The organism is Rhodococcus sp. NPDC057135, from assembly GCF_042670865.1.
Classification (GTDB): Bacteria; Actinomycetota; Actinomycetes; order Mycobacteriales; family Mycobacteriaceae; genus Rhodococcus_F.
In genome coordinates, this window is record NZ_JBHUUU010000003.1 from 246397 (window position 1) to 269878 (window position 23482).

Below are 23482 nucleotides of genomic sequence, written 5' to 3' on the forward strand. Positions count from 1 at the left end.
AGGGGAACACTGCGTATGACGGTTCGGAGTTCGAGAGTTCGCGCAGGCTGGGGAGTACTGGTGGCGAGCGCACTTCTCGTGAGCGTCGCCTGCGGATCGGATGTCTCGCCTGACATATCTGTCACCGACACCGAGACCACCACCCCGCCGGTCGAGAGCAGTGCTCAACGCGGCGTCGTGTTCGACAGTCAACCTTTCACCAGCACAGCGGAAGTGGCGGCGTCCGGAGCGAGTGCGGTCAAGATCCTTTACGGCTCCACCTCCGGCATCGACGGCCGGGAGACTCAGGTATCGGGAACGGTGTTCACGCCGCCTGGAACTCCGCCGGAGGGTGGCTGGCCGATCGTCTCCATCGGCCATGGCACGACGGGTATTTCGGACGACTGTGCGCCGTCGGCCTCGCCGACTCTTTTCGGCACGATCGGTCTGGTCGCGCCGTTCCTCGACTCGGGATACGTTGTCGCTGTCTCTGACTTCGAGGGCCTCGGCACTCCGGATCCGCATCCTTACCTGCAACCCGACACCGCGGCGTTCAACGTCATCGACGCGGTTCGAGCGGCGCGCAACGTCGTTCCGGACACCTCGACTCGGTGGGCAACTCTGGGGCTTTCCCAAGGCGGGCAGGCCTCCTGGGCAGCAGCCGAGGAAGCCGACACCTACGGCGACGGCCTCGAATTCGTGGGTGCGGCAAACCTGTCCCCGGCAGCGGATATCTCACCGATCATCTCGAGCGATTCCGAGGTGAATCTGTCTCTCCCACAGCAGCTGCTGCTCCCGTACGTGCTCGAAGGACTCTCACTCACCCATCCCGAACTCGAACGAACCGACTACGTGCGCGGAGCATTCGAGCAGAACTACGAACTACTCACCTCGTGCCTGACCTCTCGCGCGACCGAAAAGTTGGGCCTTGTCGGAAAGGTCACGCCGGCCGACACCCGGCCCGCTACCGCCGAGGACGCGGATCGAATTCACGCGTGGCTCAGCGACGTTGCTCTCCCACGTCAACGGGCGAGCGGTCCCATGTACGTCGTCGTCGGTACGAATGACAACCTCATCCGTCCGGAATGGACCGAGGCGGCAGTCGAACGTGCCTGCGCCGACGGTGACGTCATCGAGTTCCAGGCGCGGCCGGGCGAGGGTCACGCGGACGGCGCCGCTGTGCCGGGAGCTGTTGCGTGGGTCAAGGATCGATTTGCAGGTGTGCCGGCGCCGAATACCTGCGGGTCGTGAATCGATGACGCCGTTGGAGCGAATCCGCGCTCTTGCACTGGCGTTGCCGGAGGCAACCGAGCGGGTCAGCCACGGTGAAGCGTCGTGGTTCGTGCGCAAGGCGCCGCAGTTCGTCACCATGGCAGATCACCATCACGACGATCGTCTCGCGATCTGGGCCGCGGCACCACCTGGGGCGCAGGCTGATTGGGTCAGCCGCGATTCGTCGAGGTTTTTCGTCCCGCCGTACGTGGGTGGCCGCGGATGGATCGGCGTGTTCCTCGACGTGCCGAGCGCCGACGAAACCGAGGACGAGAAATTCTGGAACGACGTCGCCGACGTCGTCGAAGATGCGTACCGCACGGTGGCTCCGAAAACTCTGATCCGGAAACTGGACGAGGATTCGCGTTGAGCCCGGCCGTGGTCGCGCTTCTGAGCGTACTGATTCTCGCGGTGGCCGGGGCGCTGACAGCGGTGTGGATGCGCACCAGACGTGAGGTGACCACCCCCACCGAGCGTGCCGTCCATGCGGCGCTCCACACGGCTTCGCTTGCCGCGCGGCCACTTCGGCGCGGACTCGACAAGGATTCGGCGGCGGAAGCGGCGCCTCACCTGCGCGAGCTGACCGGCGGCGCCGGCTTGGGCCTGGCGGACGCGTCGGGAAATCTGCTTGCCTGGGACGGTCGTCACGAAGCGTTGGCCGATCAGTTCCACGACGCCGCCATTCGCGCGATCGAAGGCGAGCGCCGGGTGCTCGTCACCCACGCAGACCTGGTGCGCGGATCGAGCGATCACAGCGTGCGAGCGCTGATTGCGCAACCACTGCTGATCGAGGACATCGGCGTAGTCGGGGTGATGGGAATCGTCACCAGCGAAGATCCGTGGCCGGGAATGCTCGGAGCGGTCACCGAGGTCGCTCGGTATGCCTGTAGTCAGATCGAACTCGCCGACCTCGACGCGTCCCGGGCCCTGTTGGATCGAGCGGAAGTGCGGGCTCTGCGCGCGCAGATCAGTCCCCACTTCATCTACAACGCGCTCAACACCGTCGCGTCGTTCGTGCGGACCGACCCGGCGCGTGCCAGAGAACTGATTCTCGAGTTCGCGGACTTCACCCGGTACTCGTTTCGATCAGCGGGCGAGTTCACCCTGCTCGCCGACGAGCTACGCAACATCGATCGGTATCTGACTCTCGAACGCGCGCGATTCGGGGAGGCGCTGAACGTCCGCCTTCAGGTTGCACCCGAAGTGCTCAACGTGGTCCTTCCCTTCCTGGCTCTCCAACCGCTGGTCGAGAACGCGGTTCGTCACGGCATTTCGAGTAAGCCGGAGGGCGGCACTGTCAGCATCGTGGCCGCGGACGAGGGACCGGACTGCATCATCAGCGTCGAGGACGACGGAGTGGGGATGGATCCCGAACTACTGCGTTCCGGTTCGCTCGACGCCATCGAGTCGGGATCGGGACGACCCAGCGCGCGGGAAGCCGCTCACGTCGGCTTGGCCAACGTCGACGACAGGCTTCGCGCCGCGTTCGGAAACGACTACGGACTCGTGGTGGAGACGGCGCCGGGCGCCGGAACGAAGGTCAGTATGCGTGTTCCCAAGTTCAAGCAGGGGATTCACGTCTGATTCTCGCCTTCGATGATCAGGCTGAAACCGTCGTGGGAACATGGACCTGTTGTGAACGAGACTGACACCGATGCCCAGCTGACCGTCCTCGCCGTCGACGACGAGAAACCAGCCCTAGACGAGCTGGCGTTCTTGCTGCGCGCAGAGGGCTCGGTCGCGCACGTTCACACTGCATCGGATGCGACGACCGCGTTGAGGATCCTGCGCGGTGGAAGCATCGACGCGGTATTTCTCGACATCAACATGCCCGGACTCGACGGTCTCGAACTGGCCGGCATTCTCTCCAACTTCGCCACGCCGCCGCCCGTGGTGTTCGTGACAGCGCACGACGATCGAGCGGTTGCGGCATTCGATCTCGGCGCCGTCGACTACCTACTCAAACCGCTCCGGGAGGAGCGTCTCGCTCAGGCCGTTCAACGGATCGTGGGGTTGGCCGGGCGCACCAAGAGCGAGAGCAAGCCCGAAGCTGCGTCCACCGACGAGGTGATCCCAGTGGAACTGGGCGGTGTCACGACGCTCGTTCAGCGGTCCTCGGTGGAGTGGGTGGAAGCCGACGGGGACTACGCGCGTTTGCACACCGCAGGGAAGTCGCACCTGGTGCGCATCCCGATCTCGACGCTCGAATCACGCTGGGCCGACGCGGGCTTCCTGCGCGTGCACCGCTCGTACTTGGTGTCTCTGGCGCTGGTCACCGGTATCCGCACGGTGGGCAGTGGATTGGTGGTGTGTCTGCGCCCGCACGGCGACAAGCCTCCCGTCGAGCTTCCGGTCAGCCGCAGACACACCCGTGAACTCAAGGATCGTCTGGTTCGTGCGCCCAAGCAGAGTTGGTCGCGATGACGCCGCAGTCCGATCCTCCTCAACGTGAGCGTGTGGTGTTGGCGCAACGCAGTGGCGCTCGGATCGTGCGGACACGGGTGGAGGTGCAGGAGCAGACCGAAGTCGGTGATGCCATGATTCGGGGCCTCGTTCGCGCGCAGTTGGGGCTGGCGATCCGCCTTGCGGTCGTCGCAGCCGGGCTCCTGTGTGCAGTACCGCTTCTGACGCACCTGTTCCCGACGCTGTCGGACGTCGCTGTCCTGGGAATCAGATTGCCGTGGCTCGTGATGGGCGGCGCCGTGTATCCCTTATTACTGATCACCGGCTGGGTGTTCGTGCGTCGGGCGGAACGAAACGAGCAGGACTTCACCGACATCGTGGACGACTGAGCGCGGCGCTGTGGGAGGACAACCTATTCCGGTGTTGACGGTGATCGGCATCGTGGCAGCGGCTGTGGCGACGGTGGCGATCGGTATCTACGGAGTTCGGCTCGCTCGCACCACCTCGGACTTTCTCATCGCGTCGAGGACCGTCAGCGCGCGGTGGAATGCGACGGCCATCTCCGGCGAGTACCTTTCTGCTGCTTCGTTTCTCGGCGTCGCCGGGTTGGTCGCGAAATACGGTGCAGACGCCCTCTGGTATCCCATCGGATTCACCGCCGGATACCTCGGACTGCTGCTGTTCGTCGCAGCGCCGCTTCGGCGTTCGGGAGCGTACACCGTCCCCGATTTTGCCGAATTCCGTCTCGGCTCACCGCGATTGCGCAAGCTCGCGATGCTCGTGGTCGCGATGGTGTGCATCCTGTATCTGATTCCCCAGTTTCAAGGCGCGGGCCTGACGCTCAACATCTTGCTCGGTGTTCCCAGTTGGATCGGCGGCGTTGCGGTCGGGGTCATCGTCATCGCCAACGTCGTGGGCGGCGGGATGCGCTCGATCACCTTCGTTCAGGCCTTCCAGTACTGGCTCAAACTGACCGCCGTCGCGATTCCCGCTGTGGCACTGACCTTCTACTTCTTCGGAGATCACCACGACGTCGGCGCGTCGATGCCGCCGACGGTCACCACCGCAACGACGGTGGACATCACCACCGACGTCGTGGTCCAGGTGTCCGAGCCGGTGACGGTCAGCGGTGGCACGGTCGACGGGCGAGCGGTCGAAGGCACCGTCACCCTGGGGCCGGGGGAGCACACCCTCGGTGAAGGCATGTCCATGGTCCTCGACGCGGGAGCCGCGGTCCCCGTCGTCGCCGGAGCGCCTGCGCAGAACTCGGACTGGATCACCCCAGGTTGGGGTTTCGGTGGGCCGCACCCGATGTATCAGGTGTACTCGCTGATGCTCGCCACATTCCTCGGAACTCTCGGACTGCCTCACGTTCTCGTTCGCTTCTACACCAACCCCGACGGTCGGGCCGCTCGTCTCACGTCGCTCGCAGTTGTCGGTCTGGTCAGCGTGTTCTACCTGTTTCCGACACTCCTGGGTGTCTTCGCTCGCCTGTATGTTCCGCAACTTCTGATCACGGGCACCTCGGATGCCGCGGTGCTGCTGCTTCCGGGGTCGGTGTTCTCGGGGTGGGGTGGACAACTGCTGGCAGCCCTCGTGGCGTCCGGTGCCATTGCGGCCTTCCTGTCGACGTCGTCCGGATTGCTCGTCAGCATCGCAGGGGTCCTCAGTACCGATGTCCTCCGCGGGCGTGTTCGGGATTTCCGGATTGCCGCACTCCTGGCGGGTGTCGTTCCGCTCGTGCTGTCGCTGGCGGTGGTATCGGTCGACCTCTCGAGAACCGTCGGACTGGTGTTCGCGGTCGCGGCGTCGACGCTCTGCCCTCTGCTCGTGTTGGGCATCTGGTGGCGCGGCCTGACCGCCGTCGGCGCGGGGGCGGGGATGGTGGTCGGCGGGTTTGTCGCGGGAACCGCCGCTACCGTCGCAGTTCTGGGCGGTTTGTCGGAGAACGTCCTCGGTGGCTGGCCGGCAGCCATTTTTGCGTTCCCGGCCGCGGTGAGCGTGCCGCTGGCGTTCGTCACGATGATCGTCGTGAGCAAGGCGTCGGCGAAGCAGGTACCGGCAGATATTGCGCGAATCTTCACGCGGATGCACGCCCCTGAACGGCTCGGAATGGGCTCCGATCGCGAAGACGATCTCCGCCAACCCTGACTTTTGTCGCCCAGGGATCGTGCCGTTGGTCGCGCCTGCCGGACCGTTCGGCGCAGCGCGCGACTACTCAGCGTGTGACTGGCACCACAGCATCTTTATGTGACTCCGATCTCACTAACGTCTGTGCGTAGTTCACTTCACACGCGAGGCGAGGAGCCGGCAGTGTCCACAGCAGAAATCAGTGAGGGGTCGCCGCAAGAGCGACGTACCCCGGATGCCCAGGCATTCATAGACATGCAAGCGAGTCCCGAATTCCAGGAACTCCGAACGCGTCTGCGCAAGTTCGTTTTCCCCATCACTGCATTCTTCCTGCTCTGGTATGCGGTGTACGTCGTCCTGGCTACCTATGCCCACGACTTCATGGCCACCAAGGTCCTCGGAAACATCAATCTCGGCATCATCCTCGGCCTCGGGCAGTTCGTCACGACCTTCGCCATCACCGCGTGGTACGTGAAGTTCGCCGGCCGTGAGCTCGATCCCCGCTCCGCCGCCATCCGCGAAGAACTGGAAGGTCCCGCACAGTGATCACCACACTCGCCGCGTCCGAAACGGACGTAGGAAACCCCGCCTTCAACATCGCGATCTTCCTCGCGTTCGTCGTCGTGACCATGACGCTGGTCATCCGCGCCAGCCGGACCACCAAGAAGGCATCCGACTTCTACACCGGCGGTGGACAGTTCACCGGCCCGCAGAACGGCTTTGCCATCGCCGGCGACTACCTGTCGGCGGCGTCGTTCCTCGGTATCGCTGGCGCCATCGCCGTGTACGGCTACGACGGTTTCCTGTACTCCATCGGATTCCTTGTCGCCTGGTTGGTTGCGCTGCTTCTGGTGGCCGAATTACTCAGGAACACCGGAAGATTCACGATGGCCGACGTCCTGAGCTTCAGGCTCAAGCAGCGTCCGGTGCGCATGGCGGCAGCCCTGTCCACTCTGGCAGTTTCCCTCTTCTACCTCCTTGCTCAGATGGCCGGCGCCGGTGGACTTGTGGCGCTGCTGCTCAACATCGACGGCAAAGTGGGACAGTCGATCGTCGTCGCGATCGTCGGTGTGCTGATGATCGTGTACGTCTTGGTCGGCGGCATGAAGGGCACCACCTACGTGCAGATGGTCAAGGCGGTTCTGCTCGTCGCCGGAGCCGGCATCATGTTCGTGCTCGTACTATGGGCAGTGCGCGGCAACTTCTCTCAGTTGCTCGCCAATGCGCAGGACATGGTCAACAGCTCCACCACCAAGGGTGTGCAGGGGCGCGACATCCTCGGGCCCGGTGCGAAGTACGGGCTCTCCGGAATGACGAAGCTCGACTTCATCTCTCTCGGAATCGCTTTGGTGCTCGGCACCGCCGGCCTGCCGCACGTGCTGATGCGCTTCTACACGGTGCCCACTGCCAAGGAAGCTCGCCGCTCGGTGACCTGGGCGATCGCGCTGATCGGCGCCTTCTACCTGTTCACACTGGTTCTCGGCTACGGCGCGGCCAGCATGGTCGGACCGGACAAGATCTTGGCGGCACCAGGTAAGGAGAACGCGGCAGCTCCGCTGCTCGCCTTCGAACTCGGTGGCACCATCTTCCTCGGCATCATCTCCGCGGTTGCGTTCGCGACCATCCTCGCCGTCGTTGCCGGCCTCGCGATCACTGCGTCGGCGTCGTTCGCCCACGACATCTACGCCAGTGTCATCAAGCGCGGCAACGCAACCGAGGAGCAGCAGGTTCGAGTTTCTCGCATCACCGTCGTGGTCATCGGACTCGTCTCCATCGTTCTCGGGATCATGGCGATGGGGCAGAACATCGCCTTCCTGGTGGCTCTCGCCTTCGCAGTGGCTGCCTCGGCGAACCTGCCCACCCTGCTGTATTCGCTGTTCTGGAAGAAGTTCAACACCACCGGTGCACTCTTCAGCATCTACGGCGGTTTGATCAGCTGCTTGACGCTGATCGTCTTCTCCCCGGCAGTGTCGGGCAAGGCGTCGTCGATGTTCCCGAACTCCGACTTCGCGTGGTTCCCGCTCTCGAACCCCGGCATCGTCTCGATCCCGCTGGCATTCGTCCTCGGCATCGTCGGTACGTATATCGGACGCAACAAGATCGAAGATCCGGCAAAGCAGGCAGAGATGGAAGTTCGCTCCCTCACCGGCGTCGGCGTCGAGAAAGCCGTCAGCCACTAGTAGGGGCAAAGCCCCCGTGCGCCTTTCTGGTACCTCTGGTTACGGAAAAGGCGCACGGGGCTTATTGTTCTGCCATGGCAAAGCTCACAGTGAAAATCGACGTTCCGCTTCCTCCTCAGGAAGTGTGGGACAAGGCCTCCGATCTCAGCGGCTACGAAAACTGGCTCGTGGTTCACGACGGATGGCGTAGCGAACTTCCCGAGCAGTTGGGTGTCGGCACCGAGATCAGCTCGGTCGTGACCGTGAAGGGCCTGCGCAACCGCGTTCGGTGGACCATCAAGAAGTACGACGTCCCGAAGGCGATCTCGCTCAAGGGAGACGGCAAGGGCGGGGTCAAGCTCGGTCTCGAACTCGACGTGAAGGCAAAGGGTGACGGGTCGGAACTTGCGCTGACAGTCGAGTTGGGTGGCGCACCGCTGTTCGGCCCGATCGGTTCGAGTGTGGCGCGGGCGCTCAAGGGCGATGTGGAAAAGTCGCTGGCCCAGTTTGTCCAGATCTACACCTAGTTTGTCGAGATACACACATAGAGCTACTTCGCCGCTAACATGAGCTAGGATTCTTTTCGGCGGGATAAACCAGGCATCGGTTGGTTATTGGTGCGGGTCCCGCCGGAAAGGATTCGCTCAATGTCGTCTCGTCACGGGTACGGCGCACCACCTGCGTCCATGCCTCGATCCGTGCAGGTTCTGATCGGACTCCTGGCGGTAGTTGCAGTCGGTGGAACCGCAGCATTTGCGGTGACGTTCAAAAGCGTCAGCGACAAGGGAGAACTTGGCGTGGGCGCCGCTGCGGCGGCGACGGCAACCAACTGTGACAACCCGGAAACCGTGCCTGTCGCGGCGGATCCGTCGATCGCCTCAGCGCTCGAAGCCGTCGCCGCTGCCATTCCCGCTGCGGATCTCGGGTGCACGTCACTGCGCGTGACGCCGCAAGATCCCGCGCTCACCGTCGCGGCGATCGCCGACGGTACGGCATCCGGGCTGTGGATCCCTGATTCGAGTGAATGGCTGGACAAGGTTTCGGCGAGCGGCCGGCAAGTCCGCCGGATCAGCAGTTCGGTCGCGTCCACCCCGGTCGTCACCGTCTCGGCGCCTGGGGCCGAGACGCCCGCCGCATGGACGGATGTCCTTGGCTCTCCAGCGCTGCACATCGGCGATCCCTTGACCAGCGCCGTCTCCAGCGCTCCGATCGTGGCTGCCTTTGCCGAGACCCAGGCGCGGGGCGGAGACCTCACGTCCATTTCGGCAGCCCTGGTACCGGTGGCGCAAGCGCAGTTCGGAAATCTGAAGGAAACCGGTTCGACCGGACGCATCCAAACCGTGGACGCGGACGGCGGGACCGCGGTGACTACCGAGCAGACCTTCGAGGCTTATCTCGCCGCGCATGCGGGCAGTGGACTCACCGCGTCGGTACCGACGTCCGGTTCGGTCTTCATGGATTACCCGATGGCAAGTGTGGGCGCAGACTCGTCGAGGACAGACGAAGCCGGCAAACTACTGGCGGCGGCTCTGACGTCGGACACCGGACGCTCCGTGCTCGCCGGCCTGGGGTTCCGCGGCGCGGATCAGGCCCCACTGGTCGCCGGCGGAGTGGGGAAGGTTGTGTCGCTGGTGCCGTCCGATCCGGCTGTGGTCACCAAAGCCCTGGCGCGGTACGAGATTCTGTCCAGACCATCGCGCGCATTGGCGGTTGTCGACGTCTCGGGGTCCATGGACTACATGCAGGACGGGATCACTCGAATGGCCGCGACCGCGCAGGCCGGCGACATCGCGATCCGAATGTTTCCCGCCAACGCACAATTGGGCCTCTGGGCATTCTCCGTGGACCTCGGTGACGGGACGGACTACCGCGAACTCGAACCCATCGCCCGTATGGATGCAACGGAAGGCGAGACGGACCATCGGAGCAAACTACTGTCTCAGATCGACAATCTCTCTTCGATCGTCGGCGGCGGAACAGGTTTGTACGACAGCGTTCTCGCCGCGTATCGGTCGGTGCAACAGTCCTACGATCCGGCCTCGATCAATTCGGTGATTCTGCTGACCGACGGTGCCAACGACGATCCGGCAGGTATCGCGCTGCAGGAACTTCTCGACACCCTGACTCGCGAACAGGACCCGACGCGCCCGGTGCCGATCATCACCATCGGCGTCACCGATGACGCCGATACCGATGTGCTCGAGCAGATTTCGGCTCTCACCGGCGGCAACAGTCACTTCGCTCCGACACCGGCAGACATCCCGAAGGTCTTCGTCGGCGCGATCAGTGGGCGCGCCGGCTGAACTACTCGAGTACGGGTGCGTCCGCGCTGTCCGTGATCCATTCGGTCGCGAGCTTCTCTAGGGTGCCGTCGGCGTAGAGCGCATCCACGGCGGCAGAGACGCACGCGGTCAGTGGACTGTTCTTCTCGAGCACCAAACCGAAGAATTCGGTGACCGCGTTGGGCCGCGGAAACTGACCCACGATGACGGACCCGGGGAGTTCGTTCTCGGTGATGTGGAATCCCGTCGGGATGTCGACGACCAGCGCCTCGATCTCGCCTGCGGCCAGCGCTGCTTTCGCGTCGTCCGTGGTCGCGAATTCGCGTGGCGCAGTGGTCGGAACAATCGTGTCGGTGATCGCCGCGAGGCTGGTGGAACCCGTCTGAGCGCCCAAGCGGTAGCCCGCAAGATCCGCAAGATTCTTTGCACCAGCGGCTTTGCTTCCGCGTGAGGCGATCACCGACTGCGCCACTGCGTAATACGGCGAGCTGAAGTCGACGTTCTCGCGGCGTTCCCCGGAAATCGTGAACTGATTGGCGTCGAAGTCGAAATTCTTGGGGCCCGGTTTCAAAGCGTCGTTGAAGGCGACCGTGGTGAAGCGAACCTGCTCGGCGGTGTATCCGAGCTTGTCGACGACGGCGCGGGCCACCGCGCCCTCGAAGCCCTTGCCGTTCGACGGATTGTTGTCGACGAACCACGGTGCGTATGCCGGTGAATCGGTGGCGATGGTCAAGACACCGTCTTCGAGGGTGGTCCCGCTCTGGGGTCCGCACTTGTCCACTGCGGTGGTCGAGGGCAGTTTGGTGAAGGCCTCGGGAACCGTGGTCGTGGTATCCGCTGCCGCAGGTGCTTCCGGCTGCGACGAACACGAGCCCAACAAGATCGAGGAAGCGAAGATCGCGGTCACGGCAACAGCGCGTCGTGTCATAGGCACAAGGCCATCTTGCCTGTTTGTCCGGTATGGACGTGACGGGGGTCTCGTGCGAGAGGTGTTCACGCAGCTGAGCGTCGTAGCGCAAGGCGCTCCGACGGCGTCGTCCCACCCCAGACTCCGTGCGGTTCAGCGGTCTCGAGTGCAAAAGTCAGGCAGTCCCGGATGACGGGGCAGCGGAAGCACACCTGCTTCGCGGAACTTTCCCGAGCGGCCCGATTGCGTCCGCGTTCTTCTCCTGGCGAATAGAACACCGCCGGGTCCACCGTCTTACAGGTGGCGAACATCCGCCAGTTGTTCTCCACTAACGGCCCCGGGGAACTGCGAACTGTCATCGTGGTCTCCTCTCCCATCGAGAATCCAGTCTCGCCCGTGGCCCTGCGCGGCGGCAGGTTTCCGATCCACCAGATTTCTACTGCCATACGCAGCGGTATCCAGACACAGCGGTATCCAGACACAGCGATTTCCAGCACAATGAGGAAATGGCAACGACGGATCGGGGTCAGATCACTCTCGACGGCACAACCGTGCCCGTGACCAATCTGGGCAAGATCCTCTACCCCGAGAGTGGGACCACGAAGGCCGAAGTCATCGACTACTACACCCGTATCGCCGCAGTCATGCTTCCGCACGTCGTCGGTAGGCCGGGTACTCGTAAGCGTTGGCCGAACGGTGTCGACGGCCAGTCCTTCTTCGAGAAGAACCTTGCGTCGTCTGCGCCGCAGTGGCTTACCCGAGCGTCGCTGCAACACTCGGATCGTGTTGTCACTTATCCGATCTTCGATTCCGTTGCATCGCTGGCGTGGTTGGGGCAGCAGGCGGCACTCGAATTGCACGTTCCCCAATGGCGGTTCGACGGTTCCGAGCGAGGCCCGGCGACACGACTGGTGTTCGATCTCGATCCGGGTGAGGGCGTGGGGTTGGCCGAGTGCGCCGAGGTGGCGAGGTCGATTCGAGATCTGGTTGCAACTCTGGGGTGGACTGCCTATCCGGTAACCAGTGGTAGCAAGGGAATCCACCTCTACGTTCCGCTGGATCGAACTTTGGACGGCAGTGGTGCGTCGACTGTTGCCAAGCAGATCGCCACCGGATTGGAGAAGCTTCACCCGGATCTCGTCACCGCAACGATGGCTCGAAATGTCCGGGCCGGCAAGATTTTCGTGGACTGGAGTCAGAACAACGCCGCCAAGACCACCATTGCGCCCTATTCGATGCGCGGTCGCGATCAACCCTATGTTGCCGCGCCGCGTAGTTGGGACGAACTCGACGATCCGAAGCTGCGCCACCTGCTGTTCGACGAGGTTCTGGAGCGCGTCGAATCAGACGGTGATCTGCTGCGCGACTTGGATCCGCCCGTCTCGACGGCTGTGGCCGACACGTTGACGCACTATCGCAACAAACGATCGGCTGATCGGACGCCCGAGCCGATCCCGGCTGCGGTGGACAAGCCGATCCCGGCTGCGGTGGACAAGGAGACAGCGGGCAATACCTTTGTGATTCAAGAACATCACGCCAGGCGATTGCATTACGACGTACGTCTCGAGCGGGACGGTGTGCTCGTATCCTGGGCAGTCCCGAAGGGCGTGCCGACCAGTGCTGGAGAGAACCGTTTGGCCGTGCACACCGAGGATCATCCGCTCGAATACGCCACGTTCTCGGGCACGATTCCGAAGGGGGAGTACGGCGGCGGTTCGATGACGATCTGGGATTCCGGAACATACGAGACCGAGAAGTGGCGTGACGACGAGGTGATCGTGCGCTTGAGTGGGGAGCGGGTGCAGGGACGGTTCGCGCTGATCCGGACAAAGGGTAACCAGTGGTTGATGCATCTGATGAAGGATCAGAACGCGAGTTTCGGAACGGAGTTTCCCAACAATCTCGAGCCGATGCTTGCCACCGCTGGAACGCTCGAGGGCCTCGACCCGCAGGAGTGGGCTTTCGAAGGAAAATGGGACGGTATTCGGGTAATTCTCGAATATCGTTCGGGCACAATGTCACTCCGCAGTCGCGCGGGTAACGACAAGACTCGGGACTATCCCGCCCTTTCGGGGTTGGCCGAGATCCTGGACGGTCATGAGGTGGTTCTCGACGGTGAAGTGGTGGCGTACAACGAGGCGGGTGTCACCGATTTCGGTCTGCTGCAGCGCGGTGGGGATCCGGTTTTTCTGGCCTTCGATCTTCTGTACCTCGACGGAGTGTCTTTGCTGCGGAAGTCCTATTCGGATCGCCGTACCGTGTTGAATGCATTGGCGGGCAAGGTCGGTGAACTCGAGGTGCCCCCACAGATCGAGGGTACGGCGGAGAACGCGTTGGAGGTGAGTGCCGCTGCCGGGTGGGAAGGAATTGTCGCCAAACGTCGTGCATCGGTCTACCTTCCGGGTCGGCGCGGGTCGAGTTGGATCAAGGTGAAGAACTGGCGCACCCAGGAGGTGGTGATCGGTGGGTGGCGCACCGGACAGGGCAATCGAGCGCAGGGAATCGGCGCGCTGCTCATGGGTATTCCGGGCGAGCACGGGTTGACCTACGTGGGGCGCGTCGGCACCGGCTTCAGTGATCGCGACTTGGAGTCTTTACTTGCGACACTGGAACCGCTGCGTCAGAAGGAAAGTCCGTTCGGGGAGGAACTGCCCGCCGACGACCGCAAGGGAGCAGTGTGGGTGAAACCGGAACTCGTCGGTGAGGTGCGGTTCATGGATTGGACGAAGACCGAGCGTCTGCGTCATCCGAGTTGGCGAGGTCTGCGGGAGGACAAGAAACCGAACGACGTGGTGCGGGAAACAGTGCAATGACGGCCAACGCACCGACGAACGCGACTGCGGCACAGATTTGGATTCCGGTACTCATCGCCGAGGTGTAAGCCTGGTTCGCTGCGTCGGTCAAGGCACTCGCTGGGGGAGCTCCGGCATGGATCTGCGCCAGATCGGCTGTGGAAGTGTCGACTCCGGGTTCGAAGCGGGACCGGAAAACGGTGGCTACGACCGTCCCGATGACGGCGACGCCCAGAACTCCACCCAACTCTCGCACGACGCTGTTGATCGAACTGACCATCGAAGCCTGCTGGGGCGCAACCGAAGACATCGACGTGGTTGTGGCCGGAGCCATGACCAACCCCATCCCCGCGCCGACCAGTGCCATGATCGCAGCCAGGATTCCGAACGGTGCGTACCTATCCGCTGCGATCGACAGGACCAACAGTCCCACGGACATGACTGCGAGACCGCTCGCGATCGAACTGCGCACGCCGAATCGGCCGACCATACGATCGCTGCTGGAGGCGACAGCCGCCATCACTATCGCAAACGGAACTGCACCGACGCCGGCGACCAATGGACCGTAACCACGAACTAATTGGAGGTATTGCGTGTACGTGAAGAGAACTCCGAAAAGGGCGAAGAACGTTACGGCCAAGATGGCATTGGAGATGCTGAACACTCGACTGGTGAAGATGCGCACGTCGGTCATCGGCGCCGAGGCCCGCAGCTCCCACCAAATGAATACGGCGAGAAGTGCTGTTGCGCTGACGATCTCCACCAGGGTGACGGTCGACGACCATCCGCGAAGGCTTGCCTGGGTGAGGGCATCCACGATCAAAGCCAGTCCGCCGGCGGACAACAGGAGCCCGGGGATGTCGAACGAGCCCTTCGTGATGCCTCTTGCCGGGGGCACAAGAAAAACCGTCGCGGCGATCACACCGGCGACCAGTGGGAGGTTGATCCAGAAGACACTGCCCCAGTTGAAATGTTCGAGTAGTACGCCACCGGCTACCGGACCGATCGCGATTCCGAGTCCGGCGGCTGCAGACCAGATGCCTATCGCCCGACCTCTCTCGTGCGGGGCGAACATCGCGACGACAAGTGACAGCGTCGCGGGCATGACCAGTGCGGCGGCTGCTCCCATGACTGTTCTCCAACCGATCAGCTGCAGCGAGGTGTGAGAGAGGGCAGCGCAGGCAGACCCGAGGGCAAAAAGTGTGAGGCCGGTCAGAAGTACTCGCCGGTGACCGAATCTCGCGCCCAGTCCACCCGCAGTGATGAGTAAGGCGGCGAACGCCAGTGTGTACGCGTTGTTGATCCATTGCAGGTCGACGGTGGTGGCGTGCAGTTCGCGGGCAAGGGTGGGGATGGCGGTGTTGAGGACGGTGTTGTCGATCGTGACGACGACGAGGGAAGTGCAGAGGGCGCCTAGTGCTGCCCATCGTCGCCGGTCAGTGGGTTCCAGAGAATTCATTATTTCCTTACGAATGTAACCTTACGGATGTTTAGTGATGAGAACGTACCGCTTCGCCTTACATGTGTAAAGTTTGTCTGGTGAGTCATGTTCCCGAGGGCGCCGATGAAACTGAAAACAGTGATACTCGGAGTTCTCGCGCCCGAAATCCGCGAGGAAGCGGTGCACGACTGCGTGGAGAGATCGTTGCCGCAGCGGCGACGCTCATCGCCCGCACCGGATCGGATCAGGCGGTGACGCTTCGATCGGTCGCTCGCGAGGTCGGGATCTCTGCCCCGTCTATCTATGGACATTTTTCCGATCGTGACGCCATTGTCGAAGCGGTTGTCTCCGAATCGCTGGAGCAGTTGCATCTCGCCGTAGTCGACGCAGTGGCCGCGCATTCCGACCCTGTCGAGGGCCTGTATGCCGGTTGCTCGGCGTACGTCGAGTTCGGCATTTCCGAGCCTGCTCGGTATCGGGTCTTGTTCGGGTGGTCCAGGCCGAAAGGTCAATCGCCGCAATCGGATACGAGAGGGCTGGCCGCGTTCAATACCCTGGTGACCAATCTCGACGTGTGTGTCGCCGCTGGGAAGTCAACCAGCACAGACACTTTTGTCGATGCCGTGTCGATCTGGACCTCGCTGCACGGGCAGGTGATGTTGCGTGCCGATCTCCCGGAGTTCCCGTGGCCGTCGACCGACACCGTCAGTGAGATGGTGAGGAGCCTTGCGCGGCTTGTGAACTGACGCCTTGTTCGTTTGTCGATCCGGAACCCTGCTAGGTCTGATCCAGCATCGTGAGATAGGCATCGAGCTGAGCTGCGCCGGCGAGAAGGTTGCGACTGCGTGTGGTCAGCCGGTCTTGCCAGGAGTCGAGGAACGCTGCCAATGCGTCCGCGCCGCCGGCCTCGCGCAGCGAATCGACGAATTGGGCGACCTGCGACAGCCGGTAGCCGCCGCGTCGCAGTTGCCTTGCGATCTCGGCGTCGCGCACACACTCCGGCCCGTATTCGCGATAACCCGTTGATCGTTCGCGCTCTGGACGCAGAATGCCGTGCTCTTCCCAGGTGCGCAGTGTGGCTGGATGCACGCCGAGACGGCGCGCGAGCTCACCCACCGTCAATGCTGGACCACGCACGCGTGCCGGTGCCGTGGTGGACAGAGTCCCCAGCGCTGTGGCTACCTCGGTGCGGGTGCCACGCTCGGCGAGCAGCGTCACGTGCGCACTGTCGATCAGGCGGTAGGCGGACTCGGTGTCGCCCTGATTGGTTGCCCGCATGATTTCCGTAGCTTGTTGGTGTCCGTGACCGCTGCGCAACGCAAGGAAAGTACGCAGGGCCTGCGCGTGAAGAGGCGTGTAGCGCCGGTAGCCGGTGTTGCTGCGCTCGGTCGGAGGAAGGATGCCGGCGTCGTCGTAATTGCGGATCGCCTGTGCGGACAAGCCGTGTTCACGGGCAAGGTCGATGGGCCGCACTGATCACCTCCGATTGAGGCTTTCAGCGATCTGCCCCAGGTAATTGTTGTGAAAGTTTCACTCGAATCTTCAACGATACTGTCGAAGGCAGTCCACCTTCGAAAGGGATATCCATGTCTACTGCCTCGACACTGAGTGAGATCGGCCGCCAACTCGAAGACTCGGCAAGTCTTGGTCGCGTCGTCGACGAACTGCTCGCAGCGCGAAGCGAGGCGCCGACTCTGCTCGCCCTCGGCGAGCCGACTCACGGGATCAAGGCTTTTCCGTTGCTGCGCAACGAACTTCTCGGCCAGCTGGTCGAACGAGGGTATCGGTCGGTTGTGCTCGAAACAGATGTCTTTGCGGCATTCCTTGTCGACGACTACGTGAGCGGGGGAGAGGCGGACATCGAGACAGTCCTCGCCACAGGCTTCAGCCACGGATTCGGCGCGGTACCGGGTAACCGCGAACTCGTCGAATGGCTACGCGAGTACAACCACGGCCGCGCTCCGGCCGACCGAGTTCGCTTCTACGGCTTCGATGCTCCGGTCGAGTATTCCGGCGCCCCGAGCCCACGCCGCGCACTGTCAGCGATAGGTGACTTCCTGCCCGCTGCGATGCGGCCGCATTCGTTCGACGACATCGACCTTCTGCTCGGGCAGGACACCGACTGGACCAACCCGGCGGCGATGTTCGATCCGGCTGCGTCCATCGGTGAATCCGATCATGCTCGCCTCCTGCGCATCATTGCGGACGACCTCGGCAGCATCCTTAGGCGCGCTGCGCCCGCGCTGCGACCCGCCGACCCGGACGGGTACGACCTGGCCCTCGCACACGCACGCACCGCTGTAGGACTCCTGCGATACCACGCCGCGATGGCGCGTTCCGCTCCGGATCGCATCGGAACCCTGCTCAGCCTGCGCGCCGAGATGATGGCGGAGAACCTGCTGGCCGTCGTTGCCCAGGAGCAGCGACGCGGGCCGAGCCTGCTGTTCGCCCACAACGCTCATCTCCTGCGAGTGCAGTCCGAGATGCCGGTCAGCGAGGATGTGGTCAGTTGGGGGAGCGCCGGTTCACTCGTCGGACTTGTCCTCGGGGAGCGTTACGTATTCGTGGCAACCGATGCCAATCCCGACAGTGATCCGGGCACGCTGCAGGGTGCGTTGGCCGATGCGACAACCCGCCGGGCCCTGTTTCCGACGCCGGCCCTGCGAGCCGCGCTCGGCCCGTCGATCGCCGCGGGCGAGGCGATCCTGCCAGGCCATCTGCCGCTGAAACCGTCGGAGTTGGACGGCGCCGACGCGGTCATCTTCGTCGCCGATACCGACGGGCAGCGTCATCAGTACTGGTAGTTGTCAGTACTGCAAGCCGTTTCAGGGGCAGAGAGCATGCGAGAGCATCGCGACAGTGTCCGGTTGGTCCTTCGGCGTCGACGTCAGCGTCACGGTGAATGCACGATCCGGCGTCGCACCGGACAAGGTGTAGTACCCGTAAATCCCGCCGCTGTGGCCGGTAAAGGTGACGCCGCAAGGAAGTTCGGTGGCGCTGACGCCCATCCCATACCCGAGCCCCTCGGCTTCGGTGGCGGCGACCTGCCCAGTGGTCATCTCGGCAAGCTGCGCGGCCGGCACCACCTGCCCGTCGAGTAGTGCCCGCCAGAAGACGTTCAGGTCTGTGCCCGTCGACACCATCGCACCGGCAGACCAGGGGATCGACGGTTCGGTCCGGGAAACATCGGTCAGGCCACCTCCCAGATCCTGGTAGCCCGTCAGATGATCGCCCCTGATGTCGCGTTCACCGGCCGGCGGGAGGTACGTGTCTCCCAGATGCAGCGGGTCGAGTATCCGAGACTGAAGTTCATCGGCGTAGCTGCGGCCGGTCACGGATTCGACGAGCATCCCGAGAACGATGTAGTTGGTGTTGGTGTAGACGAACGACGTTCCGGGAACGAATTGCGCCGGTTTGCCGAGGGCGATGGCGACCGCAGCGGAAGGCGTCAGCGTTCGGTCCTCGTTTGCGGCAATCCATTCGTCGGCTCCGGGCTCACCGGCGAACTCGGGAAGGCCGCTGCGGTGTTGCAGCAGCTGCCGCACGGTGATCGTGCTGCCGTCCGTGCCGCTCCCATGTATCTGCCCCGGAAGGTACTGCTCGATCGGTGCGTCGAGGTCGACCTTGCCTTCGGCCACCAACTGCAGAACGAGCGAAGCTGTGAATGTTTTTGTCACACTTCCGATCCGGACGCGATCATTCTTGCCGATCGAATCGCCGTTTGTCCGGTTGGGCACCCCGCTGGTCATGACAGCCGACGTGGTGGCGTCGTCGAGTGTTGCGATCGACCCGACGACGCCCGACCTGGTGAGCCCGTCGAGATCCGATTGAATCTCCACAGCGCGCTGGAGCGTCGAGCAACCGACCAGCGCCGTGGTGGCTCCGATGATGACCGCGGCGAGGAGGAGGTATGAACGCATGAGTCGAATCTATGGATTTCGTCGTGCCACGGGATCCAGGAAATCCCCCATCATTCCCTGATCTTTCTGCCAGGCCGGGACGTAAGGCCTGTTTGTCGAAAACCGACAAATCGGATCAATCATTCCTGTCCGAACACCACGTCTACGCCGTTAACATCCGAACGAAGTGTTTGTTTTCACGTGTCTTACCAGTTCACGGCTATCGAGGTGTGCTGCCGCGCGCCGAAACGACTCCCACGAAGGACGGATGCATGAAGAAGTCGACACTCCGCAAGGGAACGGTCGCAGCTCTGCTGACTGGAAGTGTTCTGTTGCTCTCCGCTGCCCCTACCTCGGCCGACCCGGGAAGTCTCGGCAGCGGCGGTAGTAGTGGGAGTTCCGGCAGCCTGGGGAGCACGGGCAGCATCAGCAGTGGTTCAGCCGCCCTGCCCATTCCGAGTCCGGCAGGCCTGATCGCGCTGGCAGCGGCGAGCACTCAGACCGGAAAGCCCTACCAGTGGGGTGGCGTCGGGCCGAACTCGTGGGACTGCTCCGGGCTGGTGCAATGGGCGTTTCGGCAGGCCGGGGTGAATCTGCCACGGACCAGTCAGCAGCAGGCCAACGTCGGACAGCCGGTTCCGCGGTGGGCCCTCGCTCCCGGCGACGTCATCACGTTCTATCCCGGAGCGACGCACGTCGGTATCTACGCTGGGTTCGGAATGGTGTTCAACGCCTACGGTGTTGGTGTTCCGACCGGACTGACACCCCTCACGGATCTGCCGATCAACAACATCCGCAGGTTCTAGAACCTGCACAGAACCTTCACAAGTCCTCCCAGGTTCATCCACGACGGCCGAATACAGTCAGTTCCATGAGTCAGCGAAGAGTGCTCGTGGTCGACGACGAGGTCAGTATCTGCGAGTCCATCGCGGCGAGGCTGCGCGCCGAGGGCTACGACGTCGAGCTGGCGTTCGACGGTCCCAGTGCGGTGGCGCGCTGCGAGCAGATGGATGCCGACCTGGTGGTGCTCGACGTCATGATGCCGGGATTCGACGGCCTCGAAGTGTGCCGCCGCATCCAGGCCGTGCGCCCGGTGCCCGTGCTGATGCTGACCGCTCGTGCCGATGAAACCGACATGCTGATCGGTCTCGGTGTGGGGGCCGACGATTACCTGAGCAAGCCGTTCAGCATGCGTGTCCTCGTCGCCCGGGTGCAGGCGTTGCTTCGGCGCGCTGATCGTGCGGAGCATGCCGCTCGTCCGGTGACCGACCTCCTCGAGTTCGGTGACGTCGTGATCGACCTGACCGAGCGTCGAGTGCGCCGTGATGCCCAAGAAGTCCATCTGACCCGCACCGAATTCGATCTCATCGCCTACCTGGCAGAGCGACCGCGAGCCGCGATCCCACGGGAGTCGCTGCTCGAGGAGATCTGGGGCTGGGGCGAAGGAGCGGGTAGTCGGACCGTCGACAGCCACGTCAAGGCGTTACGACGCAAGCTCGGACCTTCCGTGATCCGGACTGTTCACGGCGTCGGGTACGCCTGGGACGTGCCGCGATGAGCGGCGTCGACAGACTCTTTGCGCGGTGGCCGCGGCCGCTGGACCCGATGCGATCCTTCAAGGTGAAGGTCGGGCTCTTGGTTGTCGCAGCACTGTTGTTCGCCTCCGGTGGGTTCTGGCTGACGTCGCAACAACCGTATCGATTCGCTTTGCTGACAGCTTTGATTGTCGCTCTGGCTGTTACGCAGGTCCTTGCACACGGAATGACCTCGCCGCTTCGTGAGATGACAGCAGCGGCGAAGGCCATGGCACAAGGAGACTATTCGCGGCGAGTGCGAGCGACTTCCCGCGACGAAGTAGGCGAACTCGCCCATGCGTTCAATCGGATGGCCGAGGACCTCGGGGCCGACGACCGGTACCGCCGCGAGCTGATCGGAAACGTCTCCCACGAATTACGCACGCCCATCACCGCTTTGCAGGCCATGCTCGAAAACGTCGTCGACGGCGTCGAAGAACCGGATCCGGCGATGATGAAGTCGGCGCTGCGGCAGACGGAACGACTGGGCGCGTTGGTGGCCGACCTTCTCGACCTCTCGAAACTCGAAGGCGGCGCAATGCCGTTGAAGCGCTGCCGTTTCGAGGTCGAGCCCTTCCTACGCGAGCTGTCGAGTGTGAGTGCGGGCGACATCGAGATAGACGTGAAGCCCCCGCAATTGTCCGTGGTAGCCGATCCGGATCGCCTCCATCAGGTGGTGACCAACTTGGTGGACAACGCGGTTCAGCACGGGAACGTCGACACCAAAGTGGCCATCCGAGTACGCACCGGTAGCGCGGGGGAGTTGGTGCTCGACGTGCACGACGACGGCCCCGGCATCGAACCACAAGCCCGAGAGCGAGTGTTCGACCGCTTCATCCGCGGCGGATCGACAGACGGGGGCACCGGGCTCGGTCTCGCGATCGCGAAGTGGGCAGTCGAATTACATGACGGCAGGATCGCCGTCGTCGATGCCCCGTCGGGATGCTGCATTCGAGTAGTGCTGCCGCAGAACTGAATCAAAGACTTTGACGAGATCGAGAGATCTCGCGATGGCGCATGCCTTCATCGGCATTCGTCTGTACTTCCGAACCCGAAAATTTGAACCCGAAACATAGGAGATCACATGAGCGCTCCGATAGTTATTCCACCGAAGCCGCCGATGCAGGCCGCAAAACCCAAGCGTCCCAGCCGGTTCTGGCGCCCCGATCGAACGTCGATGGCCACCCGCTCGATGCTCGTCGGCGCGGGCGCAGTAGGGGTGCTTGCCGCCCTGATCCTCGACCCGTGGTTCGTGAGTATCGCGTACGTGATCGTGGGTGCCGGTGTGGTGATCGTCTTCGGGATTCTGACGTCGCCGCGGATGACCGTGACGCAGTGGGTCGCCGCCATCGGGATGCTTGCACTACTGGGCGTTGCCGCCGTTCGCGGTGCAGAGTGGTTGGTGTTCATCTGCGTCGTAGCGGCGTGGGTTCTGTTCACGTGGACTCTGATCGGCGGGCGGACGTGGACCGGGATACTCCTGGGAACGTTGGCACCCTGGCGGGCGCCCCACCGGACGGTCAACTTCGTTCGTCGTCGAAAACTCGCTACCCGCTCTGCTCCGCGGGTGCCGGCGGCGCGAGTAATCGTCGTGAGCGCAGTGTCGGTTGTCCTCCTGCTGATCTTCGGATCTCTGTTCGTGAGTGCGGATCCGGAGTTCGCGAAGATCTTCGGCGGCTTCGCTCCGGCCATCTCGGTGTCGAACCCGGTCGCACGGATCTTCGCCGGCGTCGTGATGGCGTTCGGCACACTGGTTGCGGTGTATCTGCGTCGTAGAACGCCGACGGTGGACGCGTTTGCACCTGCGCCGGCGACGCCGTTACCGATGTGGGAATGGGCGGTCCCGCTCGGCGTGCTCAACGTCCTGTTCCTCGGTTTTGTTGCAGTGCAGACGAAGACGCTGTTCGGGGGAGACGAGCACGTTCAGGTGACCGACGGACTGACCTATGCGGACTACGCGCGCGAGGGTTTCTGGCAGCTCATGGCGGTAACCGTGCTCACGCTGCTCGTCATCGCCGTCGCAGTGCGGTTCATCGACCGTCGCGATGCTGGATCGAGGCGTTTGGCCCGCGGTCTGTTGGGTGCACTGTGCCTCTTCAGCCTGGTGATCGTGGCATCCGCCGTGCACCGGATGTGGTTGTACGAGAATCAGTACGGTTTCACGGTGCTGCGCGTCAGCGTTTTCGCGACAGAGCTGCTTCTGGGATTCGTGTTCGTGCTCTTGCTCGTCGCGGGTATCCGGATGTCCGGGAAGTGGCTACCCACAGCTGTTCTCGCCACCTCTGCCCTTGCTCTGCTGGCATTCGCTGTGTTCAACCCCGACGCGTACATCGCGCAAAAGAACGTGGAGCGGTTCGAGGGCGGTAAGAGCATCGACGTCTCCTACCTGCACGGGCTCTCCGTCGACGCGGTGCCTGCTTTGGATCGACTACCGGAGCCGCAGCGCTCGTGTGCGTTGAGTAGGTATCGATTCGGAGTGCCAGGTAACAGTGCGCCCTGGGAGTTCAACGCGGCGCGTGAGAAGGCCCGCGACATCGTGGAGACTCGCCCAGTGGGGCCATGCCTGCAGATGTACACGGTCGGATAGACGCAGAGCGATTGTGCAGCCGCGCGGCAGATATAGCGCGCGGCTGCACAATCGGCG

Annotated in this window: 22 protein-coding genes; 17 read left to right on the forward strand and 5 right to left on the reverse strand. The window is 63.2% G+C overall.

All coding sequences use genetic code 11. The features are described 5' to 3' along the window. Positions 1 to 15: 15 nt before the first annotated feature. The 10 genes from ACFT1A_RS06620 to ACFT1A_RS06665 all read left to right on the forward strand — a co-directional run bounded on the left by ACFT1A_RS06620 (position 16) and on the right by ACFT1A_RS06665 (position 10246). Positions 16 to 1230 carry a lipase family protein gene (locus ACFT1A_RS06620; RefSeq protein WP_378446319.1) on the forward strand — a complete coding sequence of 405 codons (1215 nt, stop codon included), beginning with the start codon at positions 16 to 18 and terminating at the stop codon, positions 1228 to 1230. A gap of 4 nt (positions 1231 to 1234) precedes the next feature. After that, positions 1235 to 1621 (forward strand): MmcQ/YjbR family DNA-binding protein, encoded by a 387-nt coding sequence (locus tag ACFT1A_RS06625; protein WP_378446320.1) that lies wholly within the window; start codon positions 1235 to 1237, stop codon positions 1619 to 1621. Next, positions 1618 to 2835 carry a sensor histidine kinase gene (locus tag ACFT1A_RS06630; protein WP_378446321.1) on the forward strand — a complete coding sequence of 406 codons (1218 nt, stop codon included), beginning with the start codon at positions 1618 to 1620 and terminating at the stop codon, positions 2833 to 2835. The genes ACFT1A_RS06625 and ACFT1A_RS06630 overlap by 4 nt, the downstream gene beginning before the upstream one ends. 12 nt (positions 2836 to 2847) lie before the next feature. Continuing rightward, positions 2848 to 3675, forward strand: coding sequence for a LytR/AlgR family response regulator transcription factor (locus ACFT1A_RS06635; protein WP_378446322.1), 828 nt, complete (start codon positions 2848 to 2850; stop codon positions 3673 to 3675). Continuing rightward, positions 3672 to 4043 (forward strand): hypothetical protein, encoded by a 372-nt coding sequence (locus tag ACFT1A_RS06640; protein ID WP_378446323.1) that lies wholly within the window; start codon positions 3672 to 3674, stop codon positions 4041 to 4043. Before ACFT1A_RS06635 ends, ACFT1A_RS06640 begins: the two co-directional genes overlap by 4 nt. Before the next feature lie 10 nt (positions 4044 to 4053). Continuing rightward, positions 4054 to 5805: a cation acetate symporter gene (locus tag ACFT1A_RS06645; RefSeq protein WP_378446324.1), complete on the forward strand. Its 1752-nt coding sequence runs from the start codon at positions 4054 to 4056 to the stop codon at positions 5803 to 5805. A gap of 162 nt (positions 5806 to 5967) precedes the next feature. Further along, on the forward strand, positions 5968 to 6330 hold the full coding sequence (locus ACFT1A_RS06650) for a DUF485 domain-containing protein (RefSeq protein ID WP_003939976.1): 363 nt from the start codon (positions 5968 to 5970) through the stop codon (positions 6328 to 6330). After that, on the forward strand, positions 6327 to 7964 hold the full coding sequence (locus ACFT1A_RS06655; protein ID WP_230814441.1) for a cation acetate symporter: 1638 nt from the start codon (positions 6327 to 6329) through the stop codon (positions 7962 to 7964). Before ACFT1A_RS06650 ends, ACFT1A_RS06655 begins: the two co-directional genes overlap by 4 nt. A 74-nt stretch (positions 7965 to 8038) precedes the next feature. Further along, positions 8039 to 8470, forward strand: a complete 432-nt coding sequence (locus ACFT1A_RS06660; RefSeq protein ID WP_003939735.1) for an SRPBCC family protein — start codon at positions 8039 to 8041, stop codon at positions 8468 to 8470. 120 nt (positions 8471 to 8590) lie between these two features. Beyond that, complete coding sequence (locus ACFT1A_RS06665; RefSeq protein ID WP_378446325.1) at positions 8591 to 10246, forward strand: substrate-binding domain-containing protein; 1656 nt, start codon at positions 8591 to 8593, stop codon at positions 10244 to 10246. 1 nt (position 10247) lies between these two features. On the opposite strand, the gene ACFT1A_RS06670 is transcribed toward ACFT1A_RS06665, so the two are convergent. After that, entirely contained in the window at positions 10248 to 11153 is a 906-nt protein-coding gene (locus tag ACFT1A_RS06670; RefSeq protein ID WP_378446326.1) for a transporter substrate-binding domain-containing protein, read from the reverse strand. A 65-nt stretch (positions 11154 to 11218) separates the two neighbouring features. Continuing rightward, complete coding sequence (locus ACFT1A_RS06675) at positions 11219 to 11491, reverse strand: WhiB family transcriptional regulator (protein WP_230814438.1); 273 nt, start codon at positions 11489 to 11491, stop codon at positions 11219 to 11221. A 147-nt stretch (positions 11492 to 11638) separates the two neighbouring features. Here ACFT1A_RS06675 and ACFT1A_RS06680 point away from each other — a divergent pair, with 147 nt between their 5' ends. After that, positions 11639 to 13945 (forward strand): ATP-dependent DNA ligase, encoded by a 2307-nt coding sequence (locus ACFT1A_RS06680; RefSeq protein WP_378446327.1) that lies wholly within the window; start codon positions 11639 to 11641, stop codon positions 13943 to 13945. On the opposite strand, the gene ACFT1A_RS06685 is transcribed toward ACFT1A_RS06680, so the two are convergent. Beyond that, on the reverse strand, positions 13845 to 15383 hold the full coding sequence (locus ACFT1A_RS06685) for an MFS transporter (protein WP_378446328.1): 1539 nt from the start codon (positions 15381 to 15383) through the stop codon (positions 13845 to 13847). The genes ACFT1A_RS06680 and ACFT1A_RS06685 overlap by 101 nt on opposite strands. Before the next feature lie 80 nt (positions 15384 to 15463). On the opposite strand from ACFT1A_RS06685, the gene ACFT1A_RS06690 reads away from it, so the two are divergent. Beyond that, positions 15464 to 16111 (forward strand): TetR/AcrR family transcriptional regulator, encoded by a 648-nt coding sequence (locus ACFT1A_RS06690; RefSeq protein WP_378446329.1) that lies wholly within the window; start codon positions 15464 to 15466, stop codon positions 16109 to 16111. A 31-nt stretch (positions 16112 to 16142) separates the two neighbouring features. Here the strand turns inward: ACFT1A_RS06690 and ACFT1A_RS06695 are convergent, their stop codons facing one another. Then, positions 16143 to 16838: a TioE family transcriptional regulator gene (locus tag ACFT1A_RS06695; RefSeq protein ID WP_378446330.1), complete on the reverse strand. Its 696-nt coding sequence runs from the start codon at positions 16836 to 16838 to the stop codon at positions 16143 to 16145. 113 nt (positions 16839 to 16951) lie between these two features. On the opposite strand from ACFT1A_RS06695, the gene ACFT1A_RS06700 reads away from it, so the two are divergent. Further along, complete coding sequence (locus tag ACFT1A_RS06700) at positions 16952 to 18169, forward strand: erythromycin esterase family protein (protein ID WP_378446331.1); 1218 nt, start codon at positions 16952 to 16954, stop codon at positions 18167 to 18169. A 21-nt stretch (positions 18170 to 18190) separates the two neighbouring features. Here ACFT1A_RS06700 and ACFT1A_RS06705 read toward each other — a convergent pair whose 3' ends face one another. Continuing rightward, on the reverse strand, positions 18191 to 19285 hold the full coding sequence (locus ACFT1A_RS06705; protein WP_378446332.1) for a serine hydrolase domain-containing protein: 1095 nt from the start codon (positions 19283 to 19285) through the stop codon (positions 18191 to 18193). A 251-nt stretch (positions 19286 to 19536) separates the two neighbouring features. On the opposite strand from ACFT1A_RS06705, the gene ACFT1A_RS06710 reads away from it, so the two are divergent. The 4 genes from ACFT1A_RS06710 (at position 19537) to ACFT1A_RS06725 (ending at position 23425) form a co-directional block, all read left to right on the forward strand. After that, complete coding sequence (locus ACFT1A_RS06710; RefSeq protein WP_378446333.1) at positions 19537 to 20070, forward strand: NlpC/P60 family protein; 534 nt, start codon at positions 19537 to 19539, stop codon at positions 20068 to 20070. Positions 20071 to 20135: 65 nt separating this feature from the next. Then, entirely contained in the window at positions 20136 to 20822 is a 687-nt protein-coding gene (locus tag ACFT1A_RS06715; protein WP_317556162.1) for a response regulator transcription factor, read from the forward strand. Continuing rightward, positions 20819 to 21814, forward strand: coding sequence for a sensor histidine kinase (locus ACFT1A_RS06720; RefSeq protein WP_378446334.1), 996 nt, complete (start codon positions 20819 to 20821; stop codon positions 21812 to 21814). Before ACFT1A_RS06715 ends, ACFT1A_RS06720 begins: the two co-directional genes overlap by 4 nt. 108 nt (positions 21815 to 21922) lie before the next feature. Continuing rightward, positions 21923 to 23425 (forward strand): DUF4153 domain-containing protein, encoded by a 1503-nt coding sequence (locus ACFT1A_RS06725; protein ID WP_378446335.1) that lies wholly within the window; start codon positions 21923 to 21925, stop codon positions 23423 to 23425. Positions 23426 to 23482: the final 57 nt, after the last annotated feature.